General features: G+C 32.6%; 13 protein-coding genes, 1 tRNA gene and 1 pseudogene. 5 read left to right on the top strand and 10 right to left on the bottom strand.

Annotated elements, in window-relative coordinates:
• Together P8M54_RS00225 and P8M54_RS00220 are read left to right on the top strand one after the other, a co-directional pair.
• The coding region (locus tag P8M54_RS00225) for a type I restriction endonuclease subunit R (protein WP_300283684.1) at positions 1-2,531 on the top strand (2,531 nt) is incomplete at its 5' end.
• 102 nt (positions 2,532-2,633) lie between these two features.
• Positions 2,634-5,813: a P-loop NTPase fold protein gene (locus tag P8M54_RS00220; protein WP_300283683.1), complete on the top strand. Its 3,180-nt coding sequence runs from the start codon at positions 2,634-2,636 to the stop codon at positions 5,811-5,813.
• A 237-nt stretch (positions 5,814-6,050) separates the two neighbouring features.
• On the opposite strand, the gene P8M54_RS00215 is transcribed toward P8M54_RS00220, so the two are convergent.
• The gene (locus tag P8M54_RS00215; protein WP_300283681.1) at positions 6,051-6,230 is read right to left on the bottom strand and encodes a hypothetical protein; all 180 of its coding nucleotides are present in this window, start codon (positions 6,228-6,230) and stop codon (positions 6,051-6,053) included.
• Between the two features lie 81 nt (positions 6,231-6,311).
• On the opposite strand from P8M54_RS00215, the gene P8M54_RS00210 reads away from it, so the two are divergent.
• The gene (locus P8M54_RS00210; protein ID WP_300283679.1) at positions 6,312-7,412 is read left to right on the top strand and encodes a Fic family protein; all 1,101 of its coding nucleotides are present in this window, start codon (positions 6,312-6,314) and stop codon (positions 7,410-7,412) included.
• Positions 7,413-7,464: 52 nt separating this feature from the next.
• Here P8M54_RS00210 and P8M54_RS00205 read toward each other — a convergent pair whose 3' ends face one another.
• The 4 genes from P8M54_RS00205 to P8M54_RS00190 form a co-directional block, all read right to left on the bottom strand.
• Positions 7,465-8,391, bottom strand: a complete 927-nt coding sequence (locus P8M54_RS00205) for a HipA domain-containing protein (protein WP_300283677.1) — start codon at positions 8,389-8,391, stop codon at positions 7,465-7,467.
• On the bottom strand, positions 8,384-8,698 hold the full coding sequence (locus tag P8M54_RS00200; protein ID WP_300283676.1) for a HipA N-terminal domain-containing protein: 315 nt from the start codon (positions 8,696-8,698) through the stop codon (positions 8,384-8,386). The genes P8M54_RS00205 and P8M54_RS00200 overlap by 8 nt, the downstream gene beginning before the upstream one ends.
• 2 nt (positions 8,699-8,700) lie before the next feature.
• Complete coding sequence (locus tag P8M54_RS00195) at positions 8,701-8,910, bottom strand: type II toxin-antitoxin system Y4mF family antitoxin (RefSeq protein ID WP_300283674.1); 210 nt, start codon at positions 8,908-8,910, stop codon at positions 8,701-8,703.
• Positions 8,911-9,155: 245 nt separating this feature from the next.
• Positions 9,156-10,409 (bottom strand): site-specific integrase, encoded by a 1,254-nt coding sequence (locus P8M54_RS00190; protein WP_300283673.1) that lies wholly within the window; start codon positions 10,407-10,409, stop codon positions 9,156-9,158.
• 130 nt (positions 10,410-10,539) lie between these two features.
• Here P8M54_RS00190 and P8M54_RS00185 point away from each other — a divergent pair.
• Positions 10,540-10,610, top strand: a tRNA-Arg gene (locus P8M54_RS00185).
• A gap of 147 nt (positions 10,611-10,757) precedes the next feature.
• On the opposite strand, the gene P8M54_RS00180 is transcribed toward P8M54_RS00185, so the two are convergent.
• The 3 genes from P8M54_RS00180 to P8M54_RS00170 all read right to left on the bottom strand — a co-directional run bounded on the left by P8M54_RS00180 (position 10,758) and on the right by P8M54_RS00170 (position 14,223).
• Complete coding sequence (locus P8M54_RS00180; RefSeq protein ID WP_300283671.1) at positions 10,758-11,555, bottom strand: endonuclease/exonuclease/phosphatase family protein; 798 nt, start codon at positions 11,553-11,555, stop codon at positions 10,758-10,760.
• 322 nt (positions 11,556-11,877) lie between these two features.
• On the bottom strand, positions 11,878-12,546 hold the full coding sequence (locus P8M54_RS00175; protein ID WP_300283669.1) for a response regulator: 669 nt from the start codon (positions 12,544-12,546) through the stop codon (positions 11,878-11,880).
• 6 nt (positions 12,547-12,552) lie between these two features.
• On the bottom strand, positions 12,553-14,223 hold the full coding sequence (locus P8M54_RS00170) for a tetratricopeptide repeat protein (RefSeq protein ID WP_300283667.1): 1,671 nt from the start codon (positions 14,221-14,223) through the stop codon (positions 12,553-12,555).
• A 202-nt stretch (positions 14,224-14,425) separates the two neighbouring features.
• On the opposite strand from P8M54_RS00170, the gene P8M54_RS00165 reads away from it, so the two are divergent.
• On the top strand, positions 14,426-15,079 hold the full coding sequence (locus tag P8M54_RS00165; protein ID WP_300283665.1) for a M15 family metallopeptidase: 654 nt from the start codon (positions 14,426-14,428) through the stop codon (positions 15,077-15,079).
• 1 nt (position 15,080) lies between these two features.
• Here P8M54_RS00165 and P8M54_RS00160 read toward each other — a convergent pair whose 3' ends face one another.
• Complete coding sequence (locus P8M54_RS00160) at positions 15,081-15,647, bottom strand: hypothetical protein (protein WP_300283663.1); 567 nt, start codon at positions 15,645-15,647, stop codon at positions 15,081-15,083.
• A 6-nt stretch (positions 15,648-15,653) separates the two neighbouring features.
• Positions 15,654-16,035 (bottom strand): annotated as a pseudogene (locus tag P8M54_RS00155) (class I SAM-dependent methyltransferase); the annotation flags it as partial.

Raw genomic sequence — 16,035 nt, 5'->3', positions numbered from 1 at the left:
GTTATGATGTCACACTTTTGGTCAACGGTTTGCCTTTGGTACAAATAGAATTGAAACGTTCGGGTACAGAGATCAAAGAAGCTTTTAACCAAATCAATCGCTACCAATTGCATTCCTTCTGGAGCAATAGCGGGCTGTTTCAGTACGTGCAATTGTTTGTGATAAGTAATGGTGTAAATACTAAATATCTGGCCAATAACGAACTGCAATCGGTTAAGCAAACCTTCTTTTGGGCCGATGCCACTAATAAAAACATCACCGAGTTAATGCCTTTTGCGAAAGCGTTTTTAAACCCTACGCAACTTGGTAAAATGATTGCTCATTATATTGTGATCAACGAAACCCACAAAATAATGATGGTGTTGCGTCCGTACCAATATTATGCGACTGAAGCCATCATCAAGCAAGTCAGGCATACGAGTGACAACGCTTACATTTGGCACACCACGGGATCGGGTAAAACACTAACCTCGTTCAAGGCCAGTCAAATTTTGATGGATTTGCCTGATGTGTATAAAGTCGTTTTTGTGGTCGATAGAAAAGATTTGGATTTCCAGACGATGAACGAATTCAACGCCTTCAAAAAAGACAGCGTTGATGTAACCGACAATACCCAATCTTTAGTAAAACAACTGACCGATAATACCAAGTTGGTCTTAACCACAATTCAGAAATTGAATAATGCCGTTTCAGATCGTTTTAAACACCAAATTGAACCGCTACGGCATAAAAAAATAGTTTTCATTTTTGATGAATGTCACCGTTCTCAATTTGGTGAAACCCATGAAAGGATTACCAAGTTTTTTGATAAGAGTCAGTTGATTGGTTTTACAGGAACGCCCATTTTTGCAGAGAACGCTTCTAAAAATGACAAAGGAAAGCGCACTACAAAAGATTTATTTGGCGACTGCCTGCACAAATACGTGATCACCGATGCCATTCGAGACGAAAACGTACTCCGTTTTGGGATTGAATATGTTGGGAAATACAAGAACAAAAGCAAATCGTTTATTGATTTAGAAGTCGAAGACATCGACAAACAAGAAGTACTGGATTCGCCTATGCGTATCGAGAAAATTGTAGATTACATTATAGCACATCACGATCAAAAAACGTTCAACAAGCAATATTCGGCTTTATTGACGGTGAGCAGTATTGATAATGCTGTGCAGTATTATGATTTATTCCAACAAAAGAAAGAAGCAGGCGAGCATGATTTGCGCATTGCTACAATTTTTACTTTTGGCGCCAATGAAGATTCAGATCAAGCACAGGACTATTTGCCAGACGATGAAGAATCTGATTTTGACATGGCAGCCGAGCCATCGAGTCAATATGGCTCCAAACACAGTCGCGACAAACTAGAAACCTATATTGGGCATTACAACCAAATGTATAATGGGAGTTTTACAACGAAGGATTCAGCGTTGTTTGAATCGTATTTCAAAGACATCAGCAAACGATTGAAAGATCGAGAGAAGAAAAACTTTAATGATGCCAAAGATCGTTTGGATATTGTGATTGTCGTAAACATGATGCTAACTGGATTTGATGCTAAAAAAGTAAATACCTTGTACGTAGATAAAAACTTGAAGCAACACGGCTTAATTCAGGCGTATTCAAGAACAAACAGAATTTTAGGCGAACAGAAATCGCAAGGAAATATTCTTTCTTTTCGAAATCTAAAAAAAGCGACAGATGATGCCATTACGTTATTTTCGAACAAAGATGCTATTGATGTGGTGACAATGCCCGACTATGACAAGATCGCTGAAAAGTTTGAAGAAGCATTAAAAAAGATGCGAGAAATCACGCCAACTTATCAAAGTGTAAACGACCTAGAAACCGAAGATGCAGAAGCTTTGTTTGTGCAAGCCTTCAGAAAATTGTTGCGTGCCATGAACGTATTGCAATCCTACACCGATTTTGATTGGGAAGACATTGCCATAGACGAACAAGAATTTGAAGATTATAAAAGCAAATATCTTGACCTGTACGAGAAAGTAAAGCGAGACACCAAAAAAGAGAAAACATCAATTCTAGACGATATCGATTTTGAGTTGGAATTGATCCACCGTGATCAAATCAATGTGGCGTACATATTGAAATTGATAGCACAGCTAAAAGGCACGAACACTTCTGAGGCCAAAGCGCAGCGCAAAGCCATATTGGATCTACTGGGAGGCGACATTCAGTTGAGAAGCAAGCGAGAGCTGATTCAGAAATTCATAGATGAGAACATGCCGAACATCAAAGACGGCGACAACATCGAAGAAGAATTTGAGAAATTCTGGCAAGAGCAAAAAGTACTAGCCTTAGGGAAGCTGTGTGAGGAGGAACACCTAGACAAAGCACAATTCAAAGCCTTAATCGATGCGTACATCTACAGCGGTCGTGAACCCATAAAAGACGAGGTTTTCCAGTGCCTAGACAATAGACCAAGCATATTGCAAGCGAGAGTTATCGGGGATCGAATTATTGCAAAAATGAAGGAGTTTGTGGAGTTGTTTGAGAAGGGGATGGTGGCGTAAGGGGATTATGAAATGTCCTTTCAGTAAGTATTGAGAGAGACGTTGCAAGGAGAGGAAAAGGTTTTTTAAAAAAATAAATATCAACTACGAAAACTATTGATTATGGCAGATATTACTACCAAAGAAATAAAAATAAACTATACATTTCTTACAAATAAACCATTAGGAGAAGATTTATTTGTAAATAAATCACAAGATAAGATTGCAAATGTAATCAGTGAGAAAATAATTAATGATCCTGAATTTAAAATCATTGGTATTGATGGAGAATGGGGTTCTGGTAAAAGTAATTTAGTTAGATTAGTAGAAAAGAAACTTGAAAATTCGCATAAATTTTTTGTTTATGATGTTTGGGGGCATCAGGAAGATGAACAAAGAAAATCTATTTTGGTTGAATTAACTGAATTTATTAAACAAGAAGATGACTTACTAAAGAAAGGTAATAAAAAAGTTTGGGATAATAATCTAAAAATTTTATTAGCTAAGTCAAAAGAAACTACAACAATTAATCAGCCTTATTTGAGTGTTGGTTTTATTTTTAGTTTATTTTCAATCGTTTATGTGCCAACCGTAAATGTTTTTAAAGATTCTCTTAAAGACTTTTTTGAAATAGAATCATGGTTTTGGAAACTGGTATTAGTTGCGTTTCCAATCTTTATTGTTTTAAGCATCTATATCTGGAATTTGATTAAGAATTGGACTAATAAAAAAGGTTTTTGGAAATCATTTAGATGTTCAGCTGAAGAAACTTTTCAAGTATACACTAATAAACAAACACAAGAAACAAAAATTGAGACCATTTCAGAAGATCAGCCTTCGGTAAGAGATTTTCAGAAATGGATGGAAGATATTAATAATGATTTAGAAAAAAAATTAGTAATAGTATTTGATAATTTTGATAGGTTACCTAAAAAACACATACTGAATATTTGGTCTTCCATTCATATATTTTTTGCAGAAAAAAAATATTCTAATATAAAAGTTATCATACCATTTGATAGGGAACATGTTCAAAATGCTTTTAAAGAATTAAACGGAATAGATAGTAAATTTGGAGATGACTATGTCAATAAAACATTTGACATTGTATTTAGAATCACCTTGCCAATTATGTCAAATTGGAAAAAGTTCTTTACTGAACAATGGGGAAAAGCTTTTGAGAATGCCGATGAGGATGAATTAAAATTGGTCATTCAAGTTTATGAATTTTTAAACAGAAGAATTACACCAAGAGAAATTATTTCATTTATCAATGAAATTCTAACTGTCAAATTATTAGATGCTAATTTTAAAGAAAGATACATTGCAATTTTTGTATTAAAAAAGTATGATATTTTAAATGCTCCACTTAAAGCAATTACAGATCTTGAATATTTAAAAGGGTTAAAATCTTTATATGAAAACGATATTGATTTTTCAAAACAACTAACAGCGATTATTTATCATATTGATGTAGAAAATGCTTTGGAGCTTGTTTATACTCAAGAGTTAAAAGATTCCCTTATTAAAAATGATGTTGAGCAATTTAATATTATTTGCCAATCTGAATTTGTTGATGATATTTTTAACTCAGCAATAGCAGATATAGAAATTTTAGAAAATCCAATAAAAACATTGGCTGAGTTAAAGAAGGATTCAAATCTTTCAGAGTTATATATAAATCAAGCGTGGAAAATATTTTATCAAAAAGTTTTAACTTCTAATTTAAAAATCGAGAAACTTAAAATTGAAGAATGGCAATTGAAATTACTACAAAATATTTCAGATAACAGATATTTAAATAGACTATTTCAAGGATATATAAAATTAATAAATGATGAAAATGTCTTAGATTATTCAAAATTGATTGATATCATTAAAAAAGAATTAGGAGACAGTCGTGTTTCAGTTTTATTAAATGAAAAAACGGTTGATGCAGTGGCATTTTTAAAATTGGTTGAAGATAAAGGTGAGAATTATTCGGATTATAAATTAAATGGTAAGCAGAGGGATTTAGATACTCATCTTTCAGAAATGGATATGCAAAATATTCTTGAATTAAAGCAAACAAAAGTTATTGCAAAAAAATTCAATTTAGATAATTACAGCAAGCATTTAAAAAGTAATTTAATAGCATTTGCAAGTGCGAATAATTTTCAAAAAACTAATGATACCTTAATTAAAGTTAAAGAAAATACAAAAAAGAGCGGAGATTTAAAAGATGTTTTCAATGACGAAAGAGTTTACTCTTTGTATACAAATAATGTTTCTTCTAAATTACCAATAATTGATGATTTCATAGCGATGAGAATAGCGAAGGGGAGTATGTTTAACAGTTCTTATTCTCCTCCATTTGATGCTATTTTAAATTTAGAAGATGAGAATAAAGCAGATAAATTAGCTTCATTACTTCTTTACTATGTGGATTATGGTGATTTATTATTAAAGGCTAAAGATTTTAGTAATTCTCCTTTGTTTCGAAAAATTATTCTTAAAATGTTCGTAAAAACAAATTTTACAAAGAATGCAAATATTACACAATTGATTAAAAATTATCAAGTAATTAAATCAAGCTTGAAAATTGTAGACTCTTCATTGTTAGAGGAAATTAATAGATGGGAATTGGATAAAACAAAATTAGAAATTAATGAGTTAGATGATAATTTTGTAAATGATTGTTTTGATAATCAAGATTTAAGAATTTCAAAATATTTTATTGAAAAATTTAATGAAGAATTCAAAAATCTTGATGAAGAAGGTTGTCAAGAAGTTTTTGATAATCATTCCAATATCCATTCAAAATATTTTCAAAAGTTGAGCTTAGATTCACTAACGCAAATTTCACTAGATATCTTCGAAAAGAAAATCTTAGAAAACTTAAGTACTAATGTACTTCTGGGAAATTTGAAAATAGCCCTTGAAGTTTACGATTCTAATAACACGTCTTTATCAATAATAAATACATTGAAAAATGTTGTAGATCAGTATTTAATTTTAAATGTTTCACTTGACGTGAGTATTGCTAATGTGATCTTACCATATTTTATAAAGCATAATTTACTAAGCGGAAAAAATGATGTTTTTAGATTAATAATTAAAAATGAGTTTTTGTCTGATAATGATTTTGTTAAACTTTTGATTGATAACTCAAATGTTATTAAAGAATTATATCAGAAGGCAAGTGCTGAAAAAGAAGGTTTTAGAAATACTATTAATGAGAAGAGAGAAAATGATGAGTCAATTGAAGAATTAGCTAAATTAATCGATATTAGGAAAAAATCTAAAGAAAAAGGAGATAATTAATATTATTAGAAACTGAGGTAGCTATTAATTGAAACAACCCAGTTCTATTTAATATTAAAAAAAAAATAATTACACATAATGTTGATAGTTAGTTACAAATAATAACTTTTTACAGGCACCCAATGTACAATTTGTAATTGCTGTATATCAACGTAATGGAAAAATATATTATTAGTTATTTTTTTAAATATTTTTAATTAGCTCTAGCAATTTAAGAATAATTTTAAAAATAATATTTTAATCAAACAATGTAACTCTATCATCCAACAAATCCAAATACTTCTCTTTCATATCCTCAGAAAGAAAAGAAATTTCAAGCAGCTCCTTACATTTAGGAGTTGCTTTTTTCATTCGATTTAGAATTGTAGCTACTGTTTTTTCGTTGAGTTGTAATCTTTCTTTGATGTAATAATTCAAAAATGCGGTGAATAAACATTCTATTCACCGCATTTTTTGCGGAGAATAAACACTATATTTACCGCATCAAATAGTACAGTTATGGCAATCTACATACATCAACTTAAAAAGTGGCCCATGTTTTCATGGGAAGAGCAGGAATTTATATCGCTATTGAGCGAAGTGAGAAATTTGCAGGGCAAACTTATGGGTAAAGTGGAGCTATTAGGTTTTGAACTGAAAGGGGAAGCCAATTTAGAGACTTTAATTCAAGACGTCTTGCAAACTTCTGAAATAGAAGGAGAGATTTTAAATCCTGAATTAGTACGCTCCTCAATTGCAACGAGGTTGGGTTTAGTATTCTCTGGACTAGAAAACTCAGATCGAAATGTAGATGGGATTGTAGAATTGATGATCGATGCTACTCAAAACGACGATAAAGTACTTACTGAAGATCGATTGTTTGGTTGGCATGCTGCCTTGTTTCCAACAGGTAGAAGTGGGATGCATAAAATTGAAGTGGCAAAATGGCGCTCAGGTGCTATGCAAGTTGTTTCAGGAGGAATGGGTAGAGAGGTTGTTCATTATGAAGCTCCAAAAGAAGAACTCTTAACTAACGAAATGAAGCAGTTCGTAGATTGGTATAATAACGAACAAGAATTAGAATCGCTACTTAAAGCAGCTGTTGCTCATTTGTGGTTCATAACAATACATCCATTTGATGATGGTAACGGTAGAATAGCTAGAGCAATTACTGATATGCAACTTTCAAAATCAGATGGTGTTAACCAAAGATTCTATAGTATGTCTACTGAGATAAATAAACAAAAGAAAAGCTACTACACCATCCTAGAACGAACTCAGAAAGATGACCTTGATATCACAGCATGGATTATCTGGTTTTTAGAATGTTTAAAAAACAGTATAATCCATTCCAATGTGATCGTTGATAAAGTTGTAGCAAAGCACAATTTTTGGATGAAGAATGCTAGTAAGATTAGTAATGACCGTCAGCAAACCATGCTAAATAAGCTCATGGATAATTTTGACGGCAATTTAAATACAAGCAAGTGGGCTAAAATAACCAAAACTTCTCCAGACACGGCATTAAGGGATATCACTGACTTAGTAAATAAAGGCATTTTAATCAAAGCCAGCTCAGGTGGTAGAAGTACGCATTATTTACTAAAAGACATTTGTTAAAATAATAAATGCGGAGAATAATTAATTTATTCACCGCATTTTTTTGTGGAGTTTATTGAAACATCATAACTCTATCATCCAACAACTCCAAATACTTCTCTTTCATATCCTCAGAGAGAAAAGAAATTTCAAGCAGCTCCTTCCATTTAGGAGTTGCTTTTTTCATTTGATCTAAAATTGTAACTATTGTTTTTTCGTTGAGTTGTAATCTTTCTTTAGCATAATACTCTATAAAATCGGAGGCTTTTAGATTGCTTTTTTTTCCTTTCAATGGGAGTGCTATTTCTTCATTGGGATTTTTAATCGCTATAGTAGAATTCAGAAAATCATAAATAGGAGCGAGGGTTGTTTTACCATTTTTGGTGATTAACGAAAAGTTTTTCAAGTGCATGTCTTCATTGCCAGTTACAAAACAAAAAAGAATTCTTTTAAAAAAGTCTGCTTTTTCGATAGCAGGAAAAGAACAAAATTCATCTAATACCGGAATCAGTTTTTCCATGGTAAAACGGTATTTGGTATCTCTTGTATTAGCGGTTAATTGTGCAAAATCTTCGGTTGCCCATTTTTTTCCTTTACCGTGGCGATCAAAACGTTTAATGAAATAAGATAAACTTCTATCTTTTCCGTACAGCATTCCATGAAAAGGAACGTCCAAACCAAATGCTTTTGCCATTCGCATGGTTACGTCCTCGTTTTCGGGCAATTGTGGGAATAAGTCATTTTGCGGTTTGATGATGTAGGTTCCAAATTGATCTACAATTTTAAACTCTTGATCTACTATAGAAACAGCCGCACTAAGTTTTGGTTGTACCCCTTGAATGGATAGTTTTTTGGCTCTATTGGCAGCTTCTTGACGAAGTTCTACAGCAGTATAGGGTAAATCATTTAAGCGTGTCAATTTCGGCGCAATCAGGCGCATTCCTTTTGCACTGTATTTATCTGTTCCGCACAGTTCGTAAGTAATGGGACATCTATTCATTTTCCAACATTTTAACGGTTACAGATCCCACTAAATCATTCCCAGTTGCTATCAGTTGAGAGAAGTAATCTTTTTTGTCTATTTTACCAATACGTAATAATCCCTCAAGCATTATACCCTCGGGTAATAAGCCTTCAAAAAATGGTGGAAAAGTACTGTACTTAAAACTGTTTGTGGCTGTAGGCATAGTCAAAGAAACGGCTTCACCAATATAGTGAAGATCATATTCAAATTGATACTCCTTATTGGTAATCTCGGATAAGATTCCAGCTCTATTACCGTGAACAAATACAATTGCTTGTCTCATGCTTATTTATTAAGTGGGCTAATGAATTCTATTTTTATATTCAGCACATGGAGGACCGCTAGTAGATTATTGAATCGTACTGTTTCTTTGTTTTTTTCAATATCAAAAACGGTGGTCTTGCCAACTCCTGCAAGGTTTGCCAACTCGAGTTGGGATAGTCCAGCTTCTTTTCGATGATCTTTTACTAAAGTTCCTAAATCAAGATTGCTCATTTGTACTGTTTAAGCGGTAAAAATAGTCAATTTAATTGTGGTATTGAAATTTGTGATAGAAAATAAGTATTTTTTACTGTTATTGCGGTAAAATTAACTCACAAATGGTGCTTTTTGCTTATGAGTAAAGAAAGTGACATGAAATTACTGTTATAGCGGTAATGATTACGGATCAATGCGGTGATTAGAAACAATTACCACCGCTTAATTTTAATGTTACCAAAAAAGTTAAGTACATTACAGATCTAACTATTTTTGAAATATTTGGAATTCTCAAAAACATCATCAATGATTTTATCTAATTTTTTATTAGGTAACTTATTTAGATAAGCTTGTGTAGTTTTTATATCTGTATGGCCAAGCATTTCACTAATGGCGTCGATAGGTGTGTTTTCAAATTTTAAAAATGTGGCAAATGTATGTCTGGCAGTATAAAAAGTAATATGCTTATTAATTTTTAAAACCCGCATCATTTCTTTTAGCGCTGGATTTATTTTTCCGAGTAATTTATGACTACGGTTTTTAATCTGTTTTATAGTCATATTTTCACTCAGTAAGAGAGGAAAAAGATAAGAGATCATCGATTTTTGATTGTATAGTTCTAGTATTTTATAAGAATGATTTTGTAGTTTAAAATCCAAATGAACACCAGTTTTAGATCTGATATAGCTTAGCCTCCTATCATATAAATTTGAGTTGTTTAATTGGAGTAAGTCAATAAAATTCATTCCCCTACAGTAAAAACTAAATAGATACATGTCTTTCGCAAATTGATGATCTTTATTTGAGCTGAAATCTTCCAAAATCAGTTTTTGTAGCTCTTCATCAGTCAAATATTCTCGTTTTGCTTCTTTTTTAAGTGCTGAAATTTTGTAATGCTTAAAAGGATAGTTGTTTGGAGAAATGATCTCTCTTTTGATTGCATTATTAAAAACTGCTCTAATTGTTCTCATTTTGATACTAATACCACTATCAGTCCCGCCATTACTTCGCAGAAAAGAATCATATTTTTCTAAGAACTCAAAATTTAAATCTTGAAATTTAAGTTCCGGTCTTTGATAGAATTTTTTGAGGGAGCTTAGAGTTTCTTTATAGATTTTTGCGGTACCAATTTTATTAGAATTTAGAAATTCATCTGTAATTTCTTGATGGAATTTATAATAATCTAAAGTAGGTGCTTTGGTAATGTCATCGGCTTTTATTTCGTTTGCGATATCCTTAATTGTAAAGTCTACATTTAGTCGACGCTTCTCTCTAATAAAATCTTCAATCTTAAGATTTGTTTTGCTGATGAAATTATTTATTTCAGTAATCCGCTTTAGTTCTTGTCCTTTCTTATTTGTCTTCAGAGTATTCGTTTCAAAACTCCATGCATCTAATGCGCAAGAATAATTTGTTGCCATAGAAGTGTTGCGCCTATTCTTTATTAAAACCAAAACGATAGAATGTTTTCCATCCTTATTAGGAGTTTTCTTTATTGTAAATTTTATTGAAGCCATATTTTATATATTTTTGACGAACATTTGACGAACATTTGACGAACATTCCGTTGACAAAAGTATAAAATAATCAATAAAAAGAAAGTTTTATTAAATATAATGTGTTAAAAATCAATAAAGTAAACAAAAAGAATATAAAAGAAACAAAATGATACCTGTCTTCTAAGCAGGCGGTCGAAGGTTCGAATCCTTCTGCCTTCACAGAAACCACTCTTTTGAGTGGTTTTTTTGTTTAGGGTAGATTTGAAAAGATAATATTTTGGCTCAATTTGTCCAAGAGAATCTATAAACAGATCACTATAGTGGAGATTTACCTTTTATTTTTTCAGAGAGTCTTTTGACTATTTTCTAATTAATTGAAAATTCGATCCAAATCGGAATATGGTCAGAAATAGTACGTGCCTCTTGCAAGGAATTAAAATCTTTATAAAATGCAATGACTCCTTTGTTTTTAATACTGAAATTCACTGTGCTGTAAAATATATTATCAAATTCAGAAGCTAAGTATTGCCCCTGTACCCTTTCCTTTTTTAGTGAAGTTTTTTGGTTGATAAATGCAGGTTGATATCCCATTTTTTTTAGAGGATTAAAGACCGTATGAGCTTGAGGGCAATTCCAATCTCCGGCAAAAATTAAATTCAGTTTTGGGTATTCTAATGGTAAAAACTTAAAGTATTTGATTTCTGTTTCTGGTTGTCTATTTTTAGTTATTGCATGATAATTAATTACAGTAAACTGTTTATTGTCATATTCGAATGTGCAAATGTAGGGTTCTCGATCAATCGTTAAGTGGTACTTTTTCTCCAACCAAGGGCGACCAATTTTCTTTACTTTACTTTTTTTCCATAGGAAAGCATAGCGTTCCGTTTTGTAAGCGGAGCTAGAAGTAGGATCACTGATCACATAATCCCAACTGCTACCTTTTCTATTCAGCTCGTCAGCAAGTCTAGCTACTGCTTGTGCACCACCATAACCCGCTACTACTTCTTGAATCGCAATAATGTCAAAATCTTTAATTGTATTCGCCATGAATGCGATTTCACTATTGGATTTTGATTTCCCTAAGTTTTCAATGTTCCAGGAAAGGAGTTTGGTTTGGGCTGAAATTGAAAGCGTTGAGAAAAATACTAAAAGCAGTTTAGTCATATTGTTATTTATAGATGTATTTTAATTTGCTTTCAAAGGTACCTGATCATACTATGCAGTCGTACTATTAAAGCTGTTTTTTATAGATTACTTGCGTAAGAGATGGCAGCGGCATCCTTTTTATTTTGCCAAACGACTTTAGGAGTGGGCGAAATAAAAAGATATAGCGTACAGCTCGACCTCGTTGCTTGCAACAAAAGTGAGGATAGCCTATTGTTGTGCAACGAGGTTACGCCCAAAAAAGAAGAGGGATTGTTGATCGGATTGTTTGTAAATAAAAAAAGCTCCCAAGTAGGAAGCTTTATACGGAGTACGGGTGTTTTTAAATTATGCCCAGGTCTTTTGCAATACTAATTAAATGAATTGTATTGTTTGCTTTGAAGTAGATTTTAAGTTTATTGATGTTTTTTTCAATTGAACTTCTACTGTTCGGACTGATGCCTTTTTCCTTAAAAACGGCCTCCATATTTTCGTACGATATACCAATAGATAGATTTTTAATGAGCATAATATCATATTCATTGATTTCGCTAGTTGTTTTGTCTTGAAGTAGGTGGAGTAGTTCCGCCGAAATGTTCTCTGATTGGTTATTATAGGCCTTTTCTATAGCTGTTTTTAAGTCGTACATTGTATTTCGACCTTTTATTACATAGCCGTTTACTTGCAACTCATCAAAAAGGAGCTTGATGCGATGGGAGCGATCTTCAATTGAAAAAACAATGATTTTGATTTCAGGACTAATGGCTCTGACAGCCTGAATTAACTCTTCTCCAGAGTTGAGTTGGTTTTTATTATGATCTGCCTTGAATGACAAATCAGATATTAGCAATTGATACGGTTCGTTGTCTAACATTGCTTTTTTTATTTTTAGCAATGCCTCGTCGCAATATTTGGCATATTGTACATCTGAAACGTTAAGCTCACGCAGTATTTGTGCAGCACCTAAATCATTAAAATCTATATCGTCAGCTATTAGGACTTTTGTAAACATGCTCTTTTATTTTGGTAATGAAATTGTTGCTTTAAAACCTTTATTGGGTTCGGTTTCAAATGTAACTATTCCGTTTAAAGCATGAATACGGTTTTCCACATTTTGGAGACCATTTTTTAAAATTAATTCGTTGGCGAAACCAACACCATTGTCGGAGTAGCTGATTTTAATGGTGTTTTGGACTAAATCGAAACCAATTACAATAAAAGTAGCTTGGCTATATTTTTTCATATTTACCATAAATTCTTGTAAAACCCGTTGAATGGCAATCTTTTTTTCGATTGCTGTTTCGGACCAATTTATTGGTTGACCGTTTTTAATGATTACTTCAGTCGTCGTCGTTTTATAGCTATTAAGCATTTGCTTTAGTAGGTATTCGTAGTTTTCTCCGGTATCAATGGGGCTATTTTCTTTTGAGATGTTGCGGGTTCTCGTGTAGATTAAATCTAAGTTATTTAAAAGTGTTTCCTTTTTCTCTGGATTTTGCAAGTCTTGTGTGTCAGCGAATGTCATGGCATAAAACACATCATTAGCGAGTTCATCATGTAGTTTTTTAGCGATTCTAGTTTCAGTTGTATAACTTGCTTGGATGCGCTCCCTTTTAGTTTTGTTTTTAAAATGATTGATACCTGCAACTATTGAAATTAAAACTACAGCTAAAGCAAAATATAGGAGGTTGTTTTGGTTTTTTTTAGTTTCTAGAAGCAGCAGAGTTTCTGCTTTCTCAGCCTTTATTTGTATGTTCTCTAAATTGGCCTGTCGAGCATCATATTTAATTTTAGCAAATTGATTTTTGGCGTTATTCCGCACTTTTTTAATGCTATCGTTTAGTCTAATAAAGCGAGCCGTGTAGGGATTAATTCCTTTTTCATGATTTTCAGCCATTAAAAACTGCAATGCCTCTAATCGTTCATCAATACTGTGATGTAGTGTGGCTGCTTCGTATGCTTTTTGGGCGTAGTTGGTCGCGATCGTAGCATTAGTATTTTTGTAGAAATCAGCAAGGTGCAAGTAGTTTTCGATACTGCCGTAAGTGTCCTTATTGTTGGTTCTTATTGTTAAGGCTTCTTTTAGGAGCGTCAATCCTTGTTCGAATTGGTTGTTTTTGAAATAAGCATATCCAAGATTATCGACGATGTTTGCTTTTTGAGACGGAATCGTATCGAGTAAATTTAGTCTGTAGATTGGTTCCAAGAGTGCGATCGCTTTTGAGTATTGTTTTTGTTCGATAGCGACAGCAGCTAAATTATTAATAGGGGCTGTTTTTAAAACCTTATTTTCTGTTTGTTCGAGTACCTGGTTGTAGTACTTAATAGCATCACGGTAATTATATAATTCTTTGGCCGCAATTCCTAACAGGTTATAGGCTCCTAATAGATAAGCTTGATTTTCTTGAAGTAGCGGTAGGGATTCAGTTAATGTCTCTTCACTGCCTAAATAGTCGCCATAGGTTTGTTGAATGCTGGCTATCTGCATTAGGTTGTAAGCGGTGTATGCGGTGTCTTTTTCTACTGCAAAAATTTCTTTGGACTTAGAATAATAAAATAAGGCGCTGTCAAATTTTTTAGCAAAGTAAAAAGTATCTCCTTTTTCAGAATATTTAGTGGCTTGTATATACTGCGCACTTTCTTTTTGTTTGGTTTCAGGTTTATTGTTTTGTTGGCAGGCTAAAGCCAAAAGGCAAATGAAAAATATAAAAATCGGGGAACGGAACATGTTAAGTTTCTTTCCCCGAATGTACTATTTTATTACAAAATATAGCTTTTTATTATGGTTTTTTTGGAGGCAAATAATGTAAGAATAACGGGAATTATTAAAAGAAATGGTGTGGTTTTTTTATTCTTAGCCTAAAAACGCTAAATTTATACAAATTACAATTATGCAATCTTCTTTTAAGTCTTTAGTAGCAGTACTGTTCGTATTTCCTCTTTTTTCGTGCAATTCTCAAAGGGTTGTCTCTGATATAGCCAAAAATAACGTTAGTGATACCACCTTCGTTAATTTAAAAGAGTACAGTTCTGACTTTGTTTACGACATGAAATACGCTACATCAGACAATTTCTTGAATGCCAAAGTTTATGATTGCGATGAATGTTTTTTGAGGTTAAAAACGGTAGAAGCATTAGTGAAAGCCAATACCATTTTTATGTTAAAAGGCTTACGAATTAAACTTTTTGATTGCTATCGTCCTTTAGATATTCAAAAGAAAATGTGGGAAATCGTTCCCAATCCAAAATATGTTGCCGATCCCTCCAAAGGATCTATTCATAATCGCGGTGGAGCAGTAGATATTACCTTGGTAGATCAAGCGGGTAAGGAGTTGCATATGGGGACAGCTTTTGATTTTTTTGGAGTAGAGGCGAGTCATAACTATACCAAAATGTCTAAAAAAGTAAGAAGCAATCGCGCATTGCTAAAAAAAATAATGACTGCGAATGCATTTAATTCTTTTGATTCAGAGTGGTGGCATTACAATTTGAAAGCAGGGCTACAGGATAAGGTTTCCAATCAAAAATGGGAATGTAAGGAATAGTTTATTCTACACACTTTAGGAAGTTAATAAAATAGTTTTCTGGATTATAAACAGTTCCATCCATCTCTGATTTTATTTCTTTTTTAATTACAAAGTCTTCTAAGCCAGTCGAAAATTTTATGCGCATCAACGATACGGGTGAATTTTTTAAATCCTCTAGAGTTCCTTTTAAAAACATAAAAGTACCCACGGTCAGTCTATTGTCAAAACCTTTATCGTCGCGCAGTAAGGTTCCACAATTTTCTTGATCGATATGTAATAAGGTAATGATCTTTCCATTATCTAATTGTAGATAAAGTTTTGAGTTTTTGTCGAAACAGTTGGCCTTTATAAAAATATTACTTTTTTGAATTAGTTGAACATTCAAAATCATTAAACCATCATCATAAGTTAAGGTGTTAAAAATATAGCTCGAATTATCACCAAAATTCTTTTCACTCATAAGGTAGGCCTTGGTTTCCTTGTAGATTCCCAAGGAGTCTTTTACATTGGTACTGTACTCACATGGGACTTGAGCATTCATTGCTAGAGATAGTAAAAAAAAAGTAAGCGTAATTAGTGGTTTCATGATATTTTAAATTTTAGTGCAAATTAAAACTATTTTATCGTTATTTTGATCAGTTGTAAAGAAACAGTACGTATTCCCTCCCTCCTTTATTTTATATTTTTTCCGAATACTATCTACACTATCCGGAAAGTTCCTAGTGGTGATATTTGCTTGTTTTCCAACTAAAGTTTCTTTCATTTCCTTTTTTGTGTACTTGATGACTTGTTGAATTTCAAATGTTCTGCCAGGAAAACTAATATGTTCGTCTGAAGTATATAAATGCGAATGCTGTTGTAGTTTGTTGAGTTTGTAACTGCTACTAATGGCATCAAAACCACCTGATTTCATAATAGCACTATTGGGTTCGTATAGGTATTTTTGGGGTAGACCGTACGAAACCATTTCCACT

It is taken from the genome of Flavobacterium sp., assembly GCF_029242675.1.
Taxonomy (GTDB): Bacteria; Bacteroidota; Bacteroidia; order Flavobacteriales; family Flavobacteriaceae; genus Flavobacterium.
Note: the sequence above shows the minus strand (reverse complement) of the source record. Positions and strands in the feature narration are given on the sequence as shown.